Raw genomic sequence first — 21601 nt, forward strand, 5'->3', positions numbered from 1 at the left:
TCAGAGGCCAAATGCTCACCAAGGCAGGCTGTTTGGTGAGCAAAAGGTGTCAAGATAGTTGAGGGGTTGTATTTTTATTACGCTTTTTACGAAGTGCGGCGGCGTCACTGATCCAGTGTCAGGATCACTTTGGCTTCCTTGTCCTCTTCCTTGACCTGGCTGTCGAGCACGAACAGCCGCTCCGGGGCGATCCCCTGGCTGTCGACCAGAAACTCCTTGGTATTTTGCGCCCGGCGCATGGCGAGATTGCGCAGGGATTTGGCGGTGATGAGCTGCTGATCCCGCAGCAGGATCACCGCCTGGGCCCGCAGTGCCGCGCTCTCTTCATCCAGATGGAGGCGGTCCGCCAGATCATCCAGATCTTCGCCAAAGCGCTCTTCATAGGCCTGGGCCAGCGCCTCTTGCAGGGCGGGGTCCTGTTCCAGCAGGTCGAGATCCGCCTGATTGCCGGTGAGCTTGGCCAGTACCCGCTCCAGCTTTTGCCGTTGCAGGATGGGGCGCTCCTCGTTGAAGTTGACCTTGCCGCGAATGTTCATGCTGAGCTTGGGTCTATCCTTAAGGGCCTGCGCCAGCTTGACCAGTTTCTCCTGCTGGGTGGGGGTGAGATCGGGATCCCCCGGCAGGAAGGGAAGTTCGTCGAGATCTTCGGTGCCATCGGCCAGCGAGGCGAGCAGGGAGAAGGGGGAGGTGATCGCCTTGCTCAGGGTGTTGCCCAGCACATCCCAGAAGATATTGCCGATGCTGAAGTCCGGTTGATCGAGATCGCCCTTCACCTTGAGGTTCATCTGTATCACCCCGTTGGCATCGCTTAGCAGGGCGATGGCCAGCCCCAGCGGCAGATCCTTGGCCTGATCGCTCTTGATCTTCTCGCCCAGTTGCAGCTTCTTGATGGTGATGTCGTTATCCCCCTCCAGCCGATTGCCCTCCAGCTTGTAGTGCAGCTTCATGGAGAGCTGCCCTTTGTCGATGGCATAACCGGCATAGGTGCCCGAATAGGGGGTGAAGGTGGTGAGCTCCAGATTGTGGAAAGCGACCGCGATGTCGAGGATCGGGTTGGCCACCAGCAGGTTTGTGCCGCCGCGAATGGTAACTGGCGCATAGCGATCCACCTTGCCGTTGAAGGCGAGATCGGAGCGTTGCCCCGGAATATTGCTGATATGGCGACTCTGGCCGCCCAGCGAGGCGATATCGGCCACAAAATCCTGACTCAGGCTGCGGTCGGCAAAGCGCAGGTTGCCCTGATCGGTGCGCAGCTGGTCGATGGTGAAACGAAAGTCGGGAGCCTTGCGGCCTGCCTTTGCTTCAGTACTTTTTGCTGCCGCCGGTTGTGGCAACAGCAGCTGTTGCAGGTTGGTGGTGCCATCTTCGTTGATCTCGATGCGGGCGAAGGGCTTGTTCAGAGCAATGTCCTTGATCCGCATCTGCTGGCTGATGCCGTCGTACGTCAGACCGGTGAGAGCCAGGGTGTTGAACTCCAGCAGCCGCTGATTGTCTGCCCGATCGACCACCTTGAGCCCGTTGACATCGAGCCCCCCTTGCAGGGTCAGCTTGCTCAGATCTCCCTGGGCGGTGGTGGCGAGATCAAGTCTGGTCTTGCTGCTCAGCAGCCCGTTTTGCACCTTGATGCGTATCAGATCGGCCAGATAGGGCTGTGCCAGCGTCAGGGGTAGCCCCTGCTGGTTGATGTCGCCGCTTAAGGTGAAAGGAGTCAGGGTCAGTTGGCCATCAAAGGCGAGGGGGCTGCTCTGGTTGAACTGGGTGGCCAGAGTCAGTTTGCTCGGTTGCTCCCCCTTGCTGCCCAGTGGCCCCAGCGCCAGCTTGAGGCCGGATAACTGGCGTGCCTGCGGTTTGCCGCTACTCGATTCGGTGAGGGTGAGACCGCCCTTGTCGATAAGGATCTGCTTGATCTGCCACTGCCAGGGTTTGTCTGGCGCATGTTTCTTGCCGTTACCGGCTGTCTTTGCTTGTTGTGCCGACTTGGGCGCCGCATTGTTGGCCACCTCGTTTGCGGCGTGGGCCCCTTTGACGGGCTTGGCGGGGGCCTGTTCAATCAGCAAGTCAGCCAGATCCAGCTCCTGCTGTGGGTTGAGGGTGGCCTTGAGCAGGGGCTGTTGCAGGGTCACCTTGCCGATCTGGAGCGACTGTTTCTGGCCATCGACAGCCAGATCGCTCAGGGCCAGCTGGCCGAAGCGGGCAAATTCGTCGCCCTTGTGTTTTTTAAGCTGCCAGTTGTCCAGCGTCAGCTTGCCTTTGGACAATTGCCACAGTACCCCTTGCTTGCCCTCTTTAAGCTGGTACTCCACCTCTGCATTGGCGTGGCCCTTGGCCAGATCCAGCTTGAGGTAGGGTGCCCAGAGCGGGGCAAAGGGTTTCAGCTCTACCTGCTTGAGGCTCACTTTGCCCTGACCCATGCCGCTCATCACAGCGAGCTTGCCATGAGCGGCGAGGCTGCTTTTGCCATTGATGGCGGCGCTCAGCTGATAGGCGGTCGGGTGATTTGCCTCGGTGCGCAGGTTATCGAGCTTGAGGGTCACTTTTTCCAGATTGAGGGGCGGCAACCAGCCGGGTTCGCTCTCCTTGCGCTGATCCTGATAGCGCACATGGCCGTCAGTGACATTGACACTTGCAATATCGACCAGCAGCGGGGCGCTGGCTGTTTCGGGCTTGGGGGAGGGGGCAGGGGCGAGCAGGGTCGCCAGCGCATCGGTCAGATTGAGTCGAACCTCCCCTTTTTTGTCTGCCAGCCGTTGCAGCAGCACCACGGGTTTGGTCAGGGTGACGGCGGAAAGCACGACCTCTTTCTGCTGCCAGCTGGCTTGCAGGTCGGGGGTGATAAAGAGCTGCTCAAAACGGATGATGGGCTGCTGTTTGGCATCGAGCAGGGCGGTCGCGCCGAGGGTGAGAGATGGGTTGCGCAGCCCTACGTCAATCTCCCCCAGCGTCAGTTGCAGGCCATAGTGTTCGGCCAGCCAGCCGGGCAGATAGCGCTGGACCAGACGGGGGGTTTGCCACAGCAGCAGGGTGATCAGGATAAGAAGCAGCAGAAAAGCGTAGGCAAGGTAGCGCAGCAAGCGGAGCTTGGGGGACGCGGGCTCGGTGGTGTTCATTTGGTGCACTCCCATTTGGTTCCCGCCATGGTACAGAAAAGCTGGATAGTAATCATGGGGTTGCGTGCTGTTGTACGCCGTACTTTGTCCAAAGGCGATCCAGTTCACCCTTTTGTTGCAGCGCTGCCAACCACTGTTCCAGCTGGGCAGGGGTAATGGGAGCCTCAGGGTGAAGGATGGCTCGGTGTTGATACTGTTGATCCCATTTTTGCGAGATCAGCAGCTGGTCGGCGGTGTCGGGGTGGGAAAGCAGATATTGGTTAAGGTAGGAAACGTTGAGAATGGCTACCTCACCACGCCCTTTGAGTAGCGCTTGCAGGGCGCTGATGTTGTCTTTGACCAGGGTGATATTGAGCTTGCGCTGCAGGTAGAGGGGATCAGCATTGAACTGGCCGATGCCGTAGTGGTAGCCGGTCACCCCGATGAGATGATGCCGAGAGGGGTCATCGAAAAAGCGCTGATCCCGGCCCGTTTTGTTCAGGGCCACATAGACCTCGCCACCACCGAGGAAGGGGGCTGTCATCTTGAATTTATCGGTGTCCCAGCCCCATTTGGTGTCTTCAAACAGCATCAGCGAGAAACGGCCCAGATCGAGCGCCTTGTAACGGTTGGCGGCCGAGGTGGGAACAAACACGAATCTTACCTCTTGCTGGATCTCGTTTAGCTTGGCGATGAGGTCCAGCGTCAGCCCTTCATAGCGGGAATCGGAGAGTTTGACCACAAAGGGGGCATAGGGGTATCCGCCAACCTTGATGAGGGGATGGCTCCAGCCAGAGAGGCTGAACAAGAGCAAAAACCAGCACCAATATCTCATGGGATCCCCAGGGCAATAGCTTGCTCCCAGATTCGGTTAATCTGCGCCAGTTTTCAAGCTGTTAAGGGAATTAACACAGCGCTGTTCGGCGGCTTCCAGCTCGGCCATCACCATCTGGATATCCTCCAGCTGCTGGCGCAGCACGCCGCGTTTTGCCTCGATCAGCTGGATCATGGAGTGAAGCTGGGTTTTGCTCGATTTGTCGGTGTCGTACATATCGAACAGCTCGCGGATCTCGGCCAGGCTAAACCCCAGCCGTTTGCCGCGAAGGGTCAATTTGAGCCGGATCTTGTCTCGATGGCTGTAGATGCGGGTTTGCCCCTCCCGCAGCGGGGTGAGCAGCCCCTCATCCTCGTAGTAGCGGATGGTGCGCGGCGTGACATCGAACTCGTGGGCCAGCTCCGAAATGCTGTAGGTGATCTCCTTGCCGGGCAGGGAACGGGACATGATCATGACTCCTGTTGCTGGGCGTGTGGCTGGCAGAGGCGGGCACGCAGCCGTTCGGCATTGGCGTGCAAGGCCTGACCGACCCGCGAGCCGTTGGCGCGGCCGAGCTGCTCGCTCACCCACTGGCCGGTGGCCGCCAGTTTGTCGAGATCCACCCCGGTTGTCATGCCAAGGCCGTGCAGCAGGTAGACCACCTCTTCTGACGCCACATTGCCGGAGGCGCCCGGCGCATAGGGGCAGCCGCCAAGCCCCGCCACCGAGCAGTCGATGGTGCGAATGCCGCGCTCCAGCGCGGGTAGCAGATTGGCCAACCCCTGGCCGTAGGTGTCGTGAAAATGGACCGCGAGTCGACCCGCCGGGATCTCGTGCAGCACCGCATCCAGCATGGGCGCCACCGTGCCCGGAGTGCCGACGCCGATGGTGTCCCCCAGCGAAATTTCGTGGCAACCGAGATCCAGCAGTTGCTCGGCCATGGCAGCGACCCGTTTCGGGCGGGTCGGGCCATCGAACGGGCAGGCGATGACGGTGGAGAGGTAGCCGCGCACCTTGATGCCGAGGCGGCGCGCCTCCTGCACCAGCGGGGCGAAGCGCACCAGCGACTCCTCCACGCTGATGCCGATATTGGCGCGGGTAAAACCGTCGGAGCAGGCGGTGAAGAGGCCAATCTCATCGGCGCGGGCGGCAATGGCTGCCTGCAGGCCTTGCAGATTGGGCACCAGAGCGCCGTAACGGGTTGAGCCCTTGCGCGGCAGTGCCTCGAACAGCGCTGCGGAGTCAGCCATCTGCGGCACTTTTTTGGGCGATACAAAGGCGCCAACCTCGATGCGCTGCAGACCGCTGTCGGCCAGTCGCTGGATCAGCTCCAGCCGCTGGATCAGTGTCAGCGGGTTGGTTTCATTTTGCAGGCCATCGCGCGGCCCCATCTCCACCAGACTGACCTTGTCATCCGGCATGGCTGCTCCTCTGTTCATGATCTACTCGCTTGTTGGTTGATGGCGTTCTCCTCTAGGGCGGCATCGGCAAAGCGCACCAGCACGGCCCCTTGGCTCACCTGATCACCCTGTTTGCAATGCAGGGCTTCAATTACCCCGTTCCGCTCTGCACGTAGCTGGTGTTCCATCTTCATCGCTTCCAGCACCAGCAGGGGTTGCCCCTTGTTGACTGCTTGTCCCTGCTCGACCAGCACCGCGACTACGATGCCATGCATAGGGGCGATGGCGCCCTGCGCCTTCTCGTTTACCTGATCATGGTGGTGATTGTGCAGCTGATCATCAGCCGCGAAGCGGATGCGCTGGCCCCCCAGGGTCATGATGAAGGTTGCCTCCGAGCCTGCGACCGTCTGAATGGGGATCTGCTGCCAGCAGCCACCCTGTTGTAGCCGGATATGATCGTTACCTCTCTGGTAGCAACGGGTCTCCCCTTGCCACTCAAACTGGCCGTCATGATCGTTAAGGGTCAATACCCGGCGCTCATCGCCGATCCGTACCGCCGCTGTCCAGCAGCGATCCGGCCCCAGCCGAAATCCACAGGCTTGCTGCCAGGGGGAGGTGCCCACAGGGCGGCTCGCCAGCCAGAGGGCGGCCAGCGGCCAGGCGAGCTCAGGAATGGGCTGTGCTGTGGTGGGAATGGGCCACTGGGTATGGTGGCCCATGGCCAGTACGTCGGGCTCTTCACACAGGCGCAGCAGCAGCGGGCCGTTGTGCACCAGCGGGCCGAGATCCAGTGCCGCCAGCGCATCGGCCAGTTTGGCGAACGCCTCGGCGCGGTTCTGGCCGTGGGCGATCAGTTTGGCGATCATGGGATCGTAATAGGGGCTCACCTCATCACCTATGGTAACGCCGGTGTCGATGCGCACGCCATCCGGCCAGTGGAGCCAGTGGATAGGCCCGCTGGCAGGTAGAAAACCGGCCGCCACATCCTCGGCGTAGAGGCGCGCCTCCACCGCATGGCCGCGCAGCACCACTTCCTCCTGAGTGAGTGGCAGCGGCTTGCCTTCGGCCACGGCCAGCTGCCAGGCCACCAGATCCTGCCCGGTTACGGCTTCGGTGACCGGATGCTCCACCTGCAGCCGGGTGTTCATCTCCATAAAGAAGAACTCATCCTTGCAGAGCAGAAACTCGATGGTGCCCGCCCCCTGATAGTGGATGGCTTTGGCAGCTGCCACGGCCGCATCCCCCATGGCGCGGCGCAGAGCCGGAGGGATGTCGGGGGCGGGCGCCTCTTCGATCACCTTCTGATGGCGTCGCTGCAAGGAGCAGTCCCTGTCCCCCAGATAGATGGCGTTGCCGAGGCTATCGGCAAAGACCTGCACCTCCACGTGGCGAGCCCGGGGCAGATAGCGCTCCAGCAGCACAAGATCGTCACCAAAGGCAGCGTTGGCTTCCCGTTTGACTGCCGCCAGCGACTCGTCAAAGTCGGCCAGCTGATCGACCCGGCGCATCCCCTTGCCACCGCCGCCACTGGCCGCCTTGATAAGTAGCGGGAAGCCAATCTGGCTCGCCTGATCGCGCAAAAAGTCCGGCCGCTGATCCGTGCCGTGATAGCCAGGCAGTACAGGTACACCGGCGGTCTGCATCAGCGCCTTGGCGCCCGATTTGTCGCCCATGGCGAGAATGGCGGCGCCGCTTGGGCCGACAAAGCGCAGGCCGCGCTGTTCGCAGGCGGTGGCAAAATCGCTGTTTTCCGACAGAAAGCCGTAACCGGGATGGATTGCATCGGCGCGCGCCTCTTTGGCAATCTTCAGCACCTTGCCGGTGTCGAGATAGCTCTCTCTGGCCGGTGCGGGCCCCAGATGCCAGGCCTCATCGGCCAGACGGGTGTGCATGGCATGGGCGTCGGCATCGGAGTAGAGGGCGATGGTGTGGATGCCGAGGTGTTTCGCCGTCTTGATGATGCGCACGGCGATTTCGCCGCGATTGGCGATCAGCAGGCGTTTAATCTGAGTGTGATGGGTCATGTCTCATCCTTGAAACGGGGACGCCAGGCGGGAGGGCGTTTGTCAAAGAAGGCCTGCATCCCCTCCTGGGCTTCGAGTCCCACCCGAACCCGGGCAATGGTCTCGACAGTTTTCTCTTCGTGCAGGCGGGAAGGATGGGCCTCTATCGCCGCCAGCAGTCGTTTGGTCTCTTTCATTGCCTCCGGCCCGTTGCGGCACAGACGAAGGGCCTGCGCCCGTCCCTCCGCCAGCAGTTGATCCGGCTTGCAGAGTTGATGTGCCACATTGAGCCGACAGGCGGTGATGGCATCGAACGGCTCGGCACTAAGCATGTAGCGGCGCGCCTGACGCATTCCCATGGTGCGCACCACGTAGGGGCTGATCACCGCAGGCACCAGACCCAGGCTCACCTCGGAGAGGCAGAAGCGGGCATCGTCGCTGGCCAGCACCAGATCACAGGCGCAGATGAGGCCGAGCGCCCCGCCATAGGCGGCCCCTTGCACCAGCGCCACCGTGGGGAAGGGGAGCTCGTCGAGGGTCTGCATCAGCCGGGCCAGTACCCGGGCGTCTTCGCGATTGTGCTCGAAATCGGCGTGGGCCAGATTGCGCATCCAGTTGAGATCGGCGCCCGCGCAAAAGTGTTTGCCTTCGGCCCGCAGCAGCAAAGCATGAGGACGTTCGGCGAGATCATGACCATGGAGATGGGCCAGATCATCGAGGCAGTCGAGCAGCCCCAGCATCAGGTCGGCATCAAAGGCGTTGTGGCGGGCCGGGCGCGACAGCACCAGCTCGGCCAGCGGGCCGTGCCGCTCCAGCCGAAACGGGCCCTGTGTTGAAGAGCCAAGTGCTGAGGAAGTAAGTGGGTCTGACATGGGTTTGCTCCTTACATCCGAAAGATGCCGTACTGCTCGGGTTCAATGCGGGCACCCTGACATGCGGCGAGCGCCAGCGCCAGCACGGTGCGGCTCTGGGCCGGGTCGATGACGCCGTCATCCCACAGGCGAGCGCTGGCGTAGTAGGGGTGACCCTGGCGCTCATACTGTTCGATCACGGGCGCGCGGATGGCGGCCGCTTCCTGCTCGCTCAAATCTTTGCCCTCGGCAGTCAGCTTGTCGCGACGCACCTGCACCAGCACTCCGGCAGCTTGTTCGCCACCCATGACGGAGATGCGGCTGTTGGGCCAGCTAAAGAGAAAATCGGGCTCATAAGCGCGGCCGCACATGCCGTAGTTGCCGGCACCAAAGCTGCCGCCGACGATCAGGGTGATCTTGGGCACCCGGCTGCAGGCCACTGCAGTGACCAGCTTGGCGCCGTGCTTGGCGATCCCCTCTTTTTCTGCGCTACTCCCCACCATAAAGCCGGTGATGTTTTGCAAAAAGAGCAGCGGGATGGCACGCCGGTTACAGAGTTGGATAAAGTGGGCCCCCTTCTGGGCACTGTCGCTGTGCAGCACGCCGTTGTTGGCGAGGATGCCCACTTCCATGCCGCAAATACGGGCAAAGCCGGTCACCAGTGTGGTGCCGAACTGCGCCTTGAATTCGTCAAAATCAGAGCCATCCACCAGTCGTGCAATCAGTTCGCGGGCGTCGTAAGGGCGTTTGAGACTGGTGCCCACCAGACCGTAGAGTTCCTCGATTGGGTAGCAGGGGGGCTCGTAGCCGGGGCTGCTCTCTATCGGCTCGTTACCCAGATGAGTAACCAGCGTGCGGGCGATGGCCAGCGCATGGGCATCGTCACGGGCCATATGATCAGCAACGCCGGAGTGGGCGCAGTGCACCTCGGCGCCGCCCAGGGCCTCGGCGCTGATCTCCTCGCCGGTGGCGGCCTTGACCAGCGGCGGACCCGCCAGAAAGATGGTGGCTTGCTCCCTGACCATGATGGATTCATCAGCCATGGCGGGCACGTAGGCGCCGCCAGCGGTGCAGAGCCCCATCACCACCGCCAGCTGGGGGATGTTCTGGGCCGACATGCGGGCCTGGTTGTAGAAGATGCGGCCAAAGTGATCCCGGTCGGGGAACACCTCGTCCTGCATCGGCAAGAAGGCGCCACCGGAATCCACCAGATAGAGGCAGGGGAGGCGCAGCCGCTCGGCGATGGCCTGGGCGCGCAGGTGCTTTTTCACCGTGAGCGGGTAGTAGGTGCCGCCTTTCACGGTGGCGTCGTTCACCACCAGCATGCAGAGCCTGCCCGAGACCCGGCCGATGCCGGTGATGATACCGGCGGCGGGCACTGGCTCGTCATAGACCTGCCAGCCAGCCAGCGCCGAGAGCTCGAGAAACGGGGAGCCCGGGTCCAGCAGCTGATTGATGCGCTCGCGGGGCAGCAGCTTGCCACGGGCCTGATGGCGGGCGTTGTTGGCCGCACCGCCCCCTAGCGCGATCTCGGCAATGCGGGCGTGGAGATCGTCGACCAGCCCCTGCATGGCGGCCCGATTGGCCGCATATTCCGGGCTCGCCGTGTCAAGGTGGGAGTGGATACGACTCATGCATTTTCTCCCATCAGCTCGCGGCCGATGAGCCAGCGGCGGATCTCCGAGGTGCCGGCGCCGATCTCGTAGAGTTTGGCGTCCCGCAGTAGGCGGCCAGTGGGGTATTCGTTGATGTAACCGTTGCCGCCGAGCAACTGGATAGCGTCGAGGGCCATCTGGGTGGCGTTTTCGGCGGCAAACAGGATGGCTGCGGCGCAATCTTTACGGCTGGTGCGACCCTGATCGCAGGCGTTCGCCACCGAGTAGACCAGCGCCCGGCTGCTGGCGAGGCGGGTATACATGTCGGCGAGCTTGCCCTGCACCAGCTGGAACTCGCCGATGGCTTGACCAAACTGCTTGCGCTCACGCACATAGGGCAGCACTACATCCATGCAGGCCTGCATGATGCCAAGGGGGCCCGCAGCCAGCACCACCCGCTCGTAATCGAGCCCGCTCATCAGCACCTTGACCCCGCCGTGCAGCGGGCCCAGCAGGTTCTCCTGCGGTACGGGGCAGTTGTCGAACACCAGCTCGCAGGTACTGGAGCCGCGCATCCCCAGCTTGTCGAGCTTCTGGGCGGTAGAAAAACCGGGAGTGCCGGCTTCAACGATAAAAGCAGAAATTCCTTTGGGGCCGGCACTGGCATCTGTCTTGGCATAGATGACGAAGGTGTCGGCATCGGGCCCATTGGTGATCCACATCTTGTTGCCGTTCAGCACGAAGTGATCGCCCTCGCGCTCCGCGGTGAGGCGCATGCTGACCACATCGGACCCGGCTCCCGGCTCGCTCATGGCCAGCGCTCCCACATGCTCGCCGCTCACCAGCGGGGGCAGGTAGCGCGCTTTTTGCTCCGGTGTGCCGTGGCGGTGGATCTGGTTGATGCAGAGGTTGGAGTGGGCGCCGTAGGAGAGGCCGACCGAGGCGCTGGCGCGGCTCACCTGCTCCATCACCAGCACATGGGCCAGATAGCCGAGGTTTACCCCGTCATACTCCTCCGCCACCGTGATGCCGTGCAGCCCCAGCTCACCCATCCGGGGCCAGAGATCACGGGGAAAGGCGTTGCTCTGATCGATCTCGCTGGCGCGCGGGGCGATCACTTTCTGGCAGAAGGCCGCAACCTGTTCGGTCAGGGCATTCAGGGTCTCATCCATCTGCATCCATGCTCTCCTTGCGGATATGACAGTCGGGTAGGAAGGTTGGTTCGACCGGCTGACTCGGCGTTACGGCTGGCAGTGGTCGGTCCATTTTGTACTTCACTTCTGCCACAAGTTTACGTTAGCGTAAACGTAAATCAATTGTTAATCTGTTGTGTGTTGATAAAGCGGTGGTAGTGAAAGCGTCATCAGCTGCCACGACAACAGCGCCATAGTGGCAGATCCGACAGACGCAGCGTGTGGGCGCCGCGTCATAAAGCACTAACTCAGGAAAAGAAGCGCGGGGCAACAAGGGAGCGAACGACAAGATGGATTTTACCCTGACCGATGATCAACAGGCGTATGTGGAGGCGGCCGCCGCCTTTGCCGATGAGGCGCTCAAACCCCATGCCGCGCGCTGGGACAAGGAGCATGAGTTTCCGATCCCGACCATCAAGCAGGCGGCCGGGCTAGGTTTTTGTGGCCTCTATACCCCGGAGCAGTTTGGCGGATTGGGGCTACCTCGCCTCGATGCGAGCCTCATCTTCGAGCGCCTCGCCATGGGCTGTACCTCGACCACGGCGTATCTGACTATCCACAACATGGTGAGCTGGATGCTGGGAAGCTGGTTACCCACCGAGGTTGCCAAAGAGTGGGTGCCCAAACTGGCCAGCGGCGAGTTGCTGGGCTCCTATTGTCTCACCGAGCCGGGGGCGGGTTCCGATGCTGCGGCACTCAAGACCCGGGCGGTGCGCGAGGGTGATAGCTACCTCATCGAGGGAACCAAGGTCTTTATCTCGGGAGCGGGCAGCACTGACGTGCTGGTGGTGATGGCCCGTACCGGTGGTGAAGGTGCGAAGGGGATCTCTGCCTTTATGGTGCCGGCTAATGCCCCCGGCGTGAGCTATGGCAAGGCAGAAGAGAAGATGGGCTGGAACAGCCAGCCGACCCGGGAGGTTGTTTTCAACGGGGTTCGCATTCCTGCCTGTTATCGGTTGGGCGAAGAGGGGGAAGGATTCAAGTTCGCCATGCAGGCCCTCGATGGGGGGCGCATCAATATTGCCACCTGTTCAGTGGGCACAGCCCAGCAGGCGCTGGACGATGCGCTGGTCTATGTGCAGCAGCGCCAGCAATTTGGTCACCCGATCAGCGAATTCCAGAGCGTGCAGTTTCGCCTGGCCGATATGGCGACCGAGCTGGCTGCCGCCCGCCTGCTGGTACGTCAGGCCGCCGACAAGCTGGATCGCGGGGCACCCGACAAGAGTGCCTGGTGTGCCATGGCCAAACGGTTTGCCACCGATGTGGGTTATCGAATCTGTGATGAGGCTCTGCAACTCTTTGGCGGCTATGGTTATATCCGCGAGTATCCGCTCGAGCGCTATCTGCGCGATACCCGGGTACACCGCATTCTGGAGGGCACCAACGAGGTGATGCGACTCATCATCGCGCGCCGCATGCTGACCGATCCCGGTTTGACGCTGGGCTAACCGGTGGTCGCATCAAGGGTGTGTTGCCTGCCACCCGATTGCACCATGCCGGTTTCGGCATTGTGAGCCAGCCACAGGTTGGCGTCATTCAAGCCTGTCATCATGGCGGCAGCTTCATCGACAAGGACAATGTTATGACAAGGATCAGACTCGAATATCATGGCCACGTGGCCTATATCACCCTCGACCATCCCCCTGCCAACACCTGGACCCTCGCCAGCCTGCAGGCCTTTTTGCAGATGATGGTGGAGCTCGACAGTCGTCCCGATGTGGTGGCGCTGGTGATCCGCGGGGCTGGCGACAAATTTTTCTGTGCCGGTGCCGACCTCAATATGTTTGTCGAGGGGAATGTCGAGCTGGCCCGCGAAGTAGCCGAGGCCTTTGGCAAGGCCTTCGAGGCGCTGGCCCGTTTTCACGGCGTCAGTATCGCCGCCATCAATGGTTATGCCATGGGCGGTGGCCTGGAAGTGGCGCTGGCCTGTGATATCCGTATCGCCGAGCAGCAGGCGTTGCTGGGACTGCCGGAAGCCTCGGTGGGCTTGCTTCCCTGTGCCGGTGGCACCCAGCGTTTGACCGAGCTGGTGGGGCCGGGCTGGGCCAAGCGGATGATCCTCTGCGGTGAGAAGGTGAGTGCCTCGCTGGCTTACGAGATGGGGCTGGTGGAGGAGGTGGTGAAAACCGGTCAGGCATGGGAGGCGGCGCACCAGATGGCCCATCTGGTGGAGCGCCAGAGCCCGAGCGCCCTGCGCGCCTGCAAAACCCTGATCAATCAGGGCCGCAGTGGCCCGCGGGATGCCGCCTTGCCCCTTGAGCGGTCGCTGTTTCTCGATCTCTTTAGCGATGCCAATCAGCGTGAAGGGGTGGCCGCCTTCCTGGAGAAACGCTTACCGCGCTGGCAATATGGCCCAACAGAGTAAATCCATACGGAGCCGTTTATGAGTGAGCCGGTCAAGGTTAGCTGTTATCCCACCGAAGATGGCCATCAGATCGGGGTGTTGACCCTCGACAGCCCTGCGTCTCTCAACGCATTGAGCCTGCCGATGATCCAGATCCTGCAACAGACGCTGACCCGTTGGGAGCAGGATCCCGCCATCGTCTGTGTACTGCTGCAGGGGATGGGTGAGAAGGCATTTTGTGCCGGTGGCGATATCCGCTCCTTCTATTACCGCAAGCAGGAGGCAAGCGGATCGGAACTGTTCGAATATGCCCGCGACTTTTTCGAGCAGGAGTACCGGCTCGACCACCACATCCACTCTTACCGCAAGCCCCTGATCTGCGTGGCGGACGGTATCTGCATGGGGGGCGGCATTGGCCTGTTTGCCGGTGCCGATTTTCGGGTGGTGACCGAAAAGAGCCTGTTCGCCATGCCGGAGGTAACCATAGGACTCTACCCCGACGTGGGAGCGAGCTGGTTTTTAAGCCGGATGCCGGGGCGACTCGGGCTCTGGCTCGGTCTGACTGGCGCCCGCTTTAATGGCGCAGATGCCCTTGGGGTGGGGTTGGCGGATCACGCCATCGCCAGTGGCGAGCACAGTGCGCTGTTGTCACGCCTCGCCGTACTCGACTGGGCTGCTAGTGGTGATCCCCGTGAGCAGATCGATCTGCTGCTCAGGGGATTGCACCGTGAGGTAGCGGCCCGCTTGCCAGCGCCAGTATTGCTACCCCATCAACAGAAAATCGATGTCCTGCTGGCGGGGCGCACGCTGCAAGGGGTATTGGCGCGGTTGTTCGAAGCTCAGTTCGATGAACAGGAGACGGTACTCCAGCAGGCGCAGCAGCTCTGCCGCACCGGCAGCCCCATCAGCCGCGCCATTTTGTGGCGTCAATATTGGCAGGCTCGCCGCAACTCACTGGCAGAGGTATTTGCCGAGGAGCTGACCCTCTCGGTCAACTGCGTGCTGAAGGGGGATTTTGTGGAAGGGGTACGGGCACTGCTGATCGACAAGGATAAAGATCCCCGCTGGCAACAGTTGCCACCGGAGGGGGAGTGGCTGGACGAGTTCTATCGCTGGCCGCAGGGGCGCAATCCGTTGGCCTGCAAGGAATAACATCTTGGCAACCGGCGCACGCCGCCATCAGCAACGCAAGGAGCAAGCGGGATGACAAGGATAGGGTTTATCGGGCTCGGCAACATGGGGGGGCCCATGGCGGCCAATCTGGCCAGGGCCGGGCACAGGGTGCAGGTGTTTGATCTGGTTGCCCAAAACATTGAGCGCGCTATCGCCGCTGGCTGCATCGCCGCGGGGGATGCCCGTGAGGCGGTGACCGGCTGCGAGGTGGTGATCAGCATGCTACCTGCGGGGGAGCATGTGCGCGACCTTTGGTTGTCTGAGGGGCAGGATCTGCTGGCAGCCCTGCCGGTTGGTGCACTGGTGATCGACTGCTCCACCATAGATGTCGACTCTGCCCGTCAGGTCGGGGAGGCGGCCCGCGCACGCGGTTTGCGCTTTATTGATGCCCCCGTATCGGGCGGTGTCGCCGGTGCGGCCGCCGGGACGCTCACCTTTATCGTTGGCGGCGATAGGGCGGATTTCGAGTCGGCAAAACCTCTGCTCGCCTGCATGGGGCAGAACCTGTTTCACGCCGGGGCGCTGGGTGCCGGGCAGATCGCCAAGATGTGCAACAACATGCTGCTTGCGATCCATATGGCGGGTACCGCCGAGGCGCTGGCCCTCGGGGTGAAGGAGGGACTGGATCCCGCCGTGCTCTCCACCATCATGGGCAAGAGCTCCGGCAACAACTGGAGTCTGGAGCGCTACAACCCCTGGCCCGGGGTGATGGAGAATGTGCCCGCTGCCCGCAACTATCAGGGGGGCTTTATGACCCGTTTGATGGTGAAAGATTTGGGATTGGCCATGGCGCTGGCCGAGCATGGCCACAGCGCTGTGCCGATGGGGGCGCTCGCTCGTAACCTGTTCAACCTGCATGCCGCTCAGGGGCAGGGGAGCCGCGATTTCTCCAGCATCGTCGAACTCTATCTGGATAAACAGGATCCCGCCTGACGGGCCACCTCTCTTCAAGGCATCTCTCTTCGACCAGCTACAAGGAGCATTGATGGATATCAAAGATAAGGTCATCGTTATTACCGGCGCTGGACGTGGCTTGGGACGGGCTATTGCGCTGGCCCTGGGCGCACAGGGGGCGACGCTGGCGCTGCTCGACATCAATCGCGCCGATCTGGAGGCGACCGCAGCCCTGGTGCGCAGTCAGAATGATCAGTGCGATCAAGATAGCCAGTGTGAGCTGTTTGTCTGCAATGTGGCGAGCGAAGCCGAGGTTGAGTCGGTTTTTGCTGGCATCAAGGAGCGTTTTGGCGTGCTGCACGGTCTTATCAACTGTGCCGGCATTTTGCGCGATGGCATGCTGATCAAGGTGAAAGAGGGTGAGCTGGTGGAGAAGATGACGCTGGCCCAGTGGCAGAGCGTGATTGACGTCAACCTCACAGGTACCTTCCTCTGCGGTCGCGAGGGGGCGGCGCTGATGGCGCAAGGGGGGCAGGAGGGCGTTATCATCAACATCTCCTCTATCGCCCGCGCCGGCAATATTGGCCAGAGCAACTATGCCGCCAGCAAGGCGGGGGTTGCCTCGCTGGTGGTGACCTGGTCGCGGGAGCTGGCGCGCCATGGCATTCGGGTGATGGGGATTGCCCCCGGGGTGTTTGCCACCGACATGACGGCGGCGATGAAGCCTGAGGCGATGGCGCGGATGCAGCAGGCTATTCCGGTCGGCACCCTTGGCGAGGCGCAACAGCTGGCCGAGACGGTGAGCTTTATTTTTGCCAACGACTATCTGTCGGGAAGGATGATAGAACTGGATGGCGGTTTGCGTTTATAGGGATTTACATAATGGGCCCCGGTGTTTCCACCGGGGCTTTTTTATGCAGATTATTTATACAGAGAGTGCCTGAATGGCGATGCATAGGAACCATGCGAGTCAGGTTGTGTTGGCAGAAAAATGAGAAATATCAATGGGTCTTGGTTAATTTGAGCCAGCTCACAGGCCATATGGGTCAGTGCTGTAAAATTGCGCGCGGTCAAGGCGGTGCATGATTGACGGGACGAGGGATTGCGGTCGGAATAGTCATGCAATATAGTTGCCGCCTTTTTCACGGGGTCAGGATTCCCAGCCCCTCCCATATTGCGCGCAGTATGAATACGGACGCTCTGCCGCCGCCTAAATAAACAGGATTGAAATGGACAAGAAACTAGGGCTGGGCGCCCTCATTTCGCTGGTGATCGGCTCCATGGTCGGCGCCGGGGTCTTCAGTCTGCCACAAAACATTGCTGCGCATGCCAGTGCCGGGGCGGTCGCCCTGGGTTGGGCCATCACCGGTCTGGGCATGATCTGTCTCGCGCTGGTTTATCAGAACCTCTCCATGCGCCGCCCCGATCTCGATGGCGGTATCTTCAGCTATGCCAAAGCCGGTTTCGGCGATTTTATCGGCTTCAACGCAGCCTGGGGTTACTGGCTCTGCCAACTGCTGGCCAACGTCTCTTACGCCATCGTGGTATTTAGCGCGCTCAGCTACTTCTTCGATACGCCGGGTCACGTCATCTTCGGCGACGGCAATACGCCGGTGGCCATCACGCTGGCCTCCATCCTGATCTGGTCGGTACACTCGCTGGTGCTACGCGGGGTGCAGGTGGCGGCCCTGGTGAACATCGTGACCACCATCGCCAAGATGGTGCCGCTCATCGTTTTCAGCGTGGCCATCCTGCTTGCCTTCAATATGAAGACCTTCACCCTGGACTTCTGGGGTCATGGCAACAGCGATCTCGGTTCCGTGATGGATCAGGTCAAGTCCACCATGAAGGTCACCCTCTGGGTCTTTATCGGGATTGAAGGGGCCGTGGTGGTCTCTGCCCGTGCCCGCCATCGCAAGGATGTCGGTCGTGCGACCGTGCTGGCCCTGCTGGGTGCGCTGGCGCTCTACGTGATGGTGACCCTCTTCTCGCTGGGGGTAATGACCCAGCCTGAGCTGGCCCAGCTCAAGAACCCCTCTACCGCCATGATCCTGGAAGCTGTAGTCGGCCCCTGGGGCGCCTGGCTCATCAACATCGGTCTGGTGATCTCCGTGATGGGGGCTCTGCTGAGCTGGACCGTGCTGGCGGCTGAAGTGCCCTACATTGCGGGTAAAACCGGGGTCTTCCCGGCCTGGTTTGCCAAGGAGAACAAGAACGGCTCGCCGCAGGTGTCCCTCTGGTGCTCTACCTGTCTGGTGCAGATCTTCCTGATCATCATCTACTTCCAGAGCAGCACCTATCTGGCGCTGGTCAATATCGCGACCTCTGCAGCGTTGGTGCCCTACGTTTTCTCCGGTGCCTATGGCCTGAAGCTGGCATTGAAAGGGGAGACCTATCAGGGTCAACCTCATCAGCGCAAGCGTGACCTGCTGCTGGCTCTGGTGGCGACCGTTTACGGCTGCTGGCTGGTCTACGCTGCCGGTGTGGAGTACCTGTTGCTGGTGGCGCTGCTCTATAGTCCGGGCATCTTCATCTACTGGAAGGCGCGTCAGCATCACGGTCTGCGTGGCCTTAACCGGCTGGAGCAGGGGATGACGGCGGCTCTGCTCGGCTGTGCCGTGCTGGCCTTCTACAAGGTGATGGACGGTACCATTCCGCTGAACTGAGCGGCACAATGAAGAGATGGCCCTCGCGCCATCTCTTTTTTTTCATGCTGATATCCACTGTTGCCCGGCCGTGTTGGCCGTTTATCGTTCAAAACAGGAATTTTTATGCTGTTTATGGGTTACCTCCTGCTGGGCGCCTTTGCCGGCATGCTGGCAGGGCTGTTCGGGATTGGCGGTGGATTGATCATTGTCCCCGTGCTGGTCATGACCTTTCGCGCTCAGGGTATCGACCCTGAAATAATTACCCATCTGGCCCTCGGCACCTCGCTGCCCACCATGATCTTCACCGGCTTTAGCTCGCTCAGGGCCCATCAGGAGGCGGGGGCCGTCGACTGGGTGATGATCCGTCGGCTCGGGGTCGGCATGCTGATTGGCGCCTGGCTCGGCGGCATGACTGCCAACCTGCTCAGCGCCAGTACCCTCAACATCATCATCGGCTGTTTCGCCTGGAGCATGGCGCTGCAGATGGGGCTCAACCTAAAGCCCAAGGCGGAGCGTCATATGCCGGGACCGCTCGGCACCGGCATCGCAGGCACAGTGATTGGCTGGATGTCCGCGCTGTTTGGCATTGGCGGTGGTTCGCTCACCGTCCCTTATTTGAGCTGGAACTCGGTGCCGATGCGCAATGCAGTGGCCGCCTCTGCCGCCTGCAGCATGCCCATCGCGCTGGCGGGGAGCCTGAGCTACCTCTATGCGGGTTGGGATCATGCCGATCTGCCCGAGTGGAGTGTTGGCTACATCTATCTGCCCGCCCTGCTGGGCATTGTGCTGACCAGTACCCAGTTCGCCCGCATTGGCGCCAAGCTGGCACACCGCCTGTCACCAAAACGCCTCAAGCAGGCCTTTGCCCTGCTGATGCTGCTGGTGGGGGCCAAATTCATGCTGTTTAGCTGATTCATTCGGCAGATTGTTGAAAAATAAGGCAAACGAACTATTGGAAGGCAGAAAGCCATTGCATTGAGAGGCCAGTTTGCCTATTCTCCTCGCCGGTGGTCCTATTGGTCCTCTCGCATTGATAACCCGTCGACCTGGTCAGGACCGGAAGGTAGCAGCCAAGGCGGGGGACTCGAGTGCCGGGATGTGGCTGGTAGGGCCACCACTTGTTTCTGCAATTCAATAAGTTACAGCTAATGGCCCCCTTCAGACCTCTTGGTAATCCACTTTATGTGGATGAATCAGGAGTCTTCTCTGTGAATCTCTGGCTCAGTCCTCAAGGTATCTGGTACTACCGCAAGGTGACAGTGCTCCCCTGTGGTCGCCGCAAAGACATCAAGAAATCTCTCCGCACTCGGGACAAGCTGGTCGCACGTGACATGGTGGCTAAGATGCTTGCCTGTGCGCGTTCTCGGGTAAAGCCTGAGACTGTCCAGCCAGAACCTCAGCCAAGCTCCCTGCCGGAGCTTCAGCAGCTAGCGCAACAGATACAACCAGCGGTCAATCCTGCCCCTAATGCAGTCTCTGCGGCTCCTTCTGCCATTTCATCCCCTGTGCTTTCAGAGCTCAGTGAGCGTTATCTGAAAGAGAAAGCCCTATCCTGGGCACCCAAAGAGCTCAGCAACCAGAAGAACTACATCGGTTACTTCATCAAGTCGCTGGGGGATAGATCTCCCACCGCTTACAGCAAGGCCGATGTGGTCAAGTTCAAGGACGAATTGCTGAACTCAGGCAAGAGCCCGACGACTATCAACAAGTACCTCCAGAAGCTCTCTCTGTTGTTCGTTTGGCTCGGCAATCACCATGAAGGCATCGTCAATCACTTCGCTGGGCTCAAGCTGCAACGGGTCAAAGAAGTCAATGCTCGAAGTGGATACACATCTGCGGAGAAACAGCGGCTGATCCAGTGGGCGAAGCAGCAGGAGCCATACCGCAAGTGGATAGCGCTGCTCGGCCTGTATACCGGAGCGAGAGCCAATGAGATCTGCCAGTTGTACGCAGACGATGTGCAGCAGGTCGACGAGGTATGGTGCCTGAACATCAGAGATAACCGGCCAGACCAGAAGCTCAAGACGGCCAATAGTGCCCGCCTGATCCCTATTCATTCCTCGCTGATTGCTGGTGGCTTTATCGACTTCGTGCAGGAAAGGGCAGGAGGACGGCTGTTCCCTGAGTTACCTCATCGACAAGACGGTTACAGCCATCTCTGGGGGCAGTGGTTCAGTCGTCATCGCCCTATAGACAAAGACTTCCATAGCCTGCGGCATACCGTGGCAACAGCGTTGAAGGATCAGGGTGTACCGCTACAGTATGCGGCGGCCATTCTTGGCCATACCAATGGTGCCATCAGCTATGATCGGTACGGTGGTGGGGTAGCAGTCGAGAAGCTACAAGCAGCTATCGAAGCGGCACTATGAACGTACTACCTTGGAGATCATTTCGTATGTATTTCAATCCAAGAAAAATCACTATTTAGCTAGATGCTGATGAGCACAAGGAAGAGCACCAGTGGAACACCAGAGGCCTGATAAGGCACTACCTGATTTGAATGAGTTAAAAGAGCAAATAGCGTTGGAATACGGGCGATGCCTCCTCCAGTTGCAGCAGTTTGAATTGATGCTCAAAGCAACCCTGCCCACTCTGAAGGTGAGCGGGTTCTCCGATGAATTGGCTGGTAACGTAGAACGCGATCGCCAGCTTCTAGGCGGCAAGACGCTGGGACATTTGGTGGGCCAGTGGAACCAGAGAACGACGCCGGGAGATGAGCAAGAAATTGATGATGATGCTCTAAACAGTCGAGCTTACTTCAGCTTCAGCTGTGGTCTGGAGGACGGGGAATGGATGAACGAAAAGCTCAAACAACTACTCGAGTTGCGAAATGAGCTGGTTCATCATTTCCTGTCACGCTTTGCTCTGAACTCGGAGGCGAGTTGCCAGGAGGCAATCAGCTATCTGTTCACAGCAGCCAATACCATCGAGAACAACTGGGATACGCTGATTTCCCTCCTGACTACTTTTGAAAAAGGCAAGAGGGAACTGATCGACTTTATAAACTCTCCCGCCGGAAAGAATCTTTTCTACTACGGCATCATCCCTGGTGAACCTGTCGTCAATTGGGAAACCACTACCATCATCCAACAGCTGAAATTTGCAGAGCGTTCAATAGCCAAGGACGACTGGGCACAGTTAAACGAAGCCATCCGCAGTATCGGCCAAAGCCACCCAGGGCTATCCCCCAAGCTATACGGATGCAGCAGTTGGCGGGAGGTTATTCATCGTTCCCAGCTCTTCGAGGTTGACAAACGGCTTTCTCCCAGTGGTGTGCTCACTTGGTATCGCTCACGCCGGACTTAAGCAAATCTGCTAAATCCTGCCATTTGGATTTTCTGCACATTCTAGGGAACCTGATTATTTCAATGGATCAAACAGGTATCTCCAGTAAATTCTGAAAAAATCCGTGAGGGCTTATAAGATGCGCGCGCCACCCCCAGTCCCCCCCTGGGGGGCCTCCTGCTGCCTTCCCGATCACCTGCCCGTCTGCCTTCTGTCCTGCCCTGGGGGAGCCTGTCGCCTGTCCTGTCTATAGGGCATCAAGCCAGCCAGGGGGGAGAGGGACGTTCGTTCCTCACATCATGCCGTTGCCCGCCT

At 60.3% G+C, this 21601-nt stretch carries 17 protein-coding genes and 1 other RNA gene; 10 read left to right on the forward strand and 8 right to left on the reverse strand.

The genetic code is table 11. The features are described from left to right. Positions 1-104: 104 nt before the first annotated feature. From G5306_RS02010 to G5306_RS02045, 8 genes are read right to left on the reverse strand one after another with little or no spacing between them, the layout of a single operon-like run. Positions 105-3107, reverse strand: a complete 3003-nt coding sequence (locus G5306_RS02010; RefSeq protein WP_421312221.1) for a DUF748 domain-containing protein — start codon at positions 3105-3107, stop codon at positions 105-107. A 52-nt stretch (positions 3108-3159) separates the two neighbouring features. Continuing rightward, on the reverse strand, positions 3160-3921 hold the full coding sequence (locus tag G5306_RS02015; protein WP_421312223.1) for a substrate-binding periplasmic protein: 762 nt from the start codon (positions 3919-3921) through the stop codon (positions 3160-3162). Between the two features lie 36 nt (positions 3922-3957). Next, the gene (locus tag G5306_RS02020; protein WP_026034924.1) at positions 3958-4368 is read right to left on the reverse strand and encodes a MerR family transcriptional regulator; all 411 of its coding nucleotides are present in this window, start codon (positions 4366-4368) and stop codon (positions 3958-3960) included. 2 nt (positions 4369-4370) lie between these two features. Beyond that, positions 4371-5321 carry a hydroxymethylglutaryl-CoA lyase gene (locus tag G5306_RS02025; protein ID WP_421312422.1) on the reverse strand — a complete coding sequence of 317 codons (951 nt, stop codon included), beginning with the start codon at positions 5319-5321 and terminating at the stop codon, positions 4371-4373. Positions 5322-5335: 14 nt separating this feature from the next. Continuing rightward, entirely contained in the window at positions 5336-7324 is a 1989-nt protein-coding gene (locus tag G5306_RS02030) for an acetyl/propionyl/methylcrotonyl-CoA carboxylase subunit alpha (protein ID WP_421312225.1), read from the reverse strand. Next, positions 7321-8175, reverse strand: a complete 855-nt coding sequence (locus G5306_RS02035; protein ID WP_128835562.1) for an enoyl-CoA hydratase-related protein — start codon at positions 8173-8175, stop codon at positions 7321-7323. Before G5306_RS02035 ends, G5306_RS02030 begins: the two co-directional genes overlap by 4 nt. Before the next feature lie 11 nt (positions 8176-8186). Continuing rightward, positions 8187-9788, reverse strand: coding sequence for a carboxyl transferase domain-containing protein (locus G5306_RS02040; RefSeq protein ID WP_421312227.1), 1602 nt, complete (start codon positions 9786-9788; stop codon positions 8187-8189). Next, a complete protein-coding gene (locus tag G5306_RS02045; RefSeq protein WP_421312229.1) occupies positions 9785-10927 on the reverse strand; it encodes an isovaleryl-CoA dehydrogenase in 1143 nt (380 codons plus the stop codon). The genes G5306_RS02040 and G5306_RS02045 overlap by 4 nt, the downstream gene beginning before the upstream one ends. A gap of 305 nt (positions 10928-11232) precedes the next feature. Here G5306_RS02045 and G5306_RS02050 point away from each other — a divergent pair, with 305 nt between their 5' ends. The 10 genes from G5306_RS02050 to G5306_RS02095 all read left to right on the forward strand — a co-directional run bounded on the left by G5306_RS02050 (position 11233) and on the right by G5306_RS02095 (position 21307). Beyond that, complete coding sequence (locus G5306_RS02050) at positions 11233-12390, forward strand: acyl-CoA dehydrogenase family protein (protein WP_421312231.1); 1158 nt, start codon at positions 11233-11235, stop codon at positions 12388-12390. A 134-nt stretch (positions 12391-12524) separates the two neighbouring features. After that, positions 12525-13307 carry an enoyl-CoA hydratase gene (locus tag G5306_RS02055; protein WP_005336930.1) on the forward strand — a complete coding sequence of 261 codons (783 nt, stop codon included), beginning with the start codon at positions 12525-12527 and terminating at the stop codon, positions 13305-13307. 18 nt (positions 13308-13325) lie between these two features. Further along, entirely contained in the window at positions 13326-14438 is a 1113-nt protein-coding gene (locus G5306_RS02060) for an enoyl-CoA hydratase/isomerase family protein (protein ID WP_421312233.1), read from the forward strand. Between the two features lie 51 nt (positions 14439-14489). Then, positions 14490-15392 (forward strand): 3-hydroxyisobutyrate dehydrogenase, encoded by a 903-nt coding sequence (gene mmsB / locus G5306_RS02065; protein WP_201953309.1) that lies wholly within the window; start codon positions 14490-14492, stop codon positions 15390-15392. A gap of 52 nt (positions 15393-15444) precedes the next feature. Further along, positions 15445-16224 (forward strand): SDR family oxidoreductase, encoded by a 780-nt coding sequence (locus G5306_RS02070; protein ID WP_421312234.1) that lies wholly within the window; start codon positions 15445-15447, stop codon positions 16222-16224. Positions 16225-16582: 358 nt separating this feature from the next. Further along, on the forward strand, positions 16583-18019 hold the full coding sequence (gene arcD / locus G5306_RS02075; RefSeq protein ID WP_421312235.1) for an arginine-ornithine antiporter: 1437 nt from the start codon (positions 16583-16585) through the stop codon (positions 18017-18019). Between the two features lie 105 nt (positions 18020-18124). Beyond that, positions 18125-18913: a sulfite exporter TauE/SafE family protein gene (locus G5306_RS02080; protein ID WP_421312237.1), complete on the forward strand. Its 789-nt coding sequence runs from the start codon at positions 18125-18127 to the stop codon at positions 18911-18913. Between the two features lie 102 nt (positions 18914-19015). Next, positions 19016-19112: signal recognition particle sRNA small type (gene ffs, locus G5306_RS02085), an RNA gene on the forward strand. A gap of 97 nt (positions 19113-19209) precedes the next feature. Beyond that, positions 19210-20370, forward strand: coding sequence for a tyrosine-type recombinase/integrase (locus G5306_RS02090; RefSeq protein ID WP_219264011.1), 1161 nt, complete (start codon positions 19210-19212; stop codon positions 20368-20370). Between the two features lie 91 nt (positions 20371-20461). Next, positions 20462-21307 (forward strand): OST-HTH/LOTUS domain-containing protein, encoded by an 846-nt coding sequence (locus G5306_RS02095; RefSeq protein ID WP_219264010.1) that lies wholly within the window; start codon positions 20462-20464, stop codon positions 21305-21307. The last annotated feature ends 294 nt before the right edge of the window (positions 21308-21601 follow it).

It is taken from the genome of Aeromonas sp. 603404 (assembly GCF_049171775.1).
Taxonomy (GTDB): domain Bacteria; phylum Pseudomonadota; class Gammaproteobacteria; order Enterobacterales; family Aeromonadaceae; genus Aeromonas; species Aeromonas veronii_A.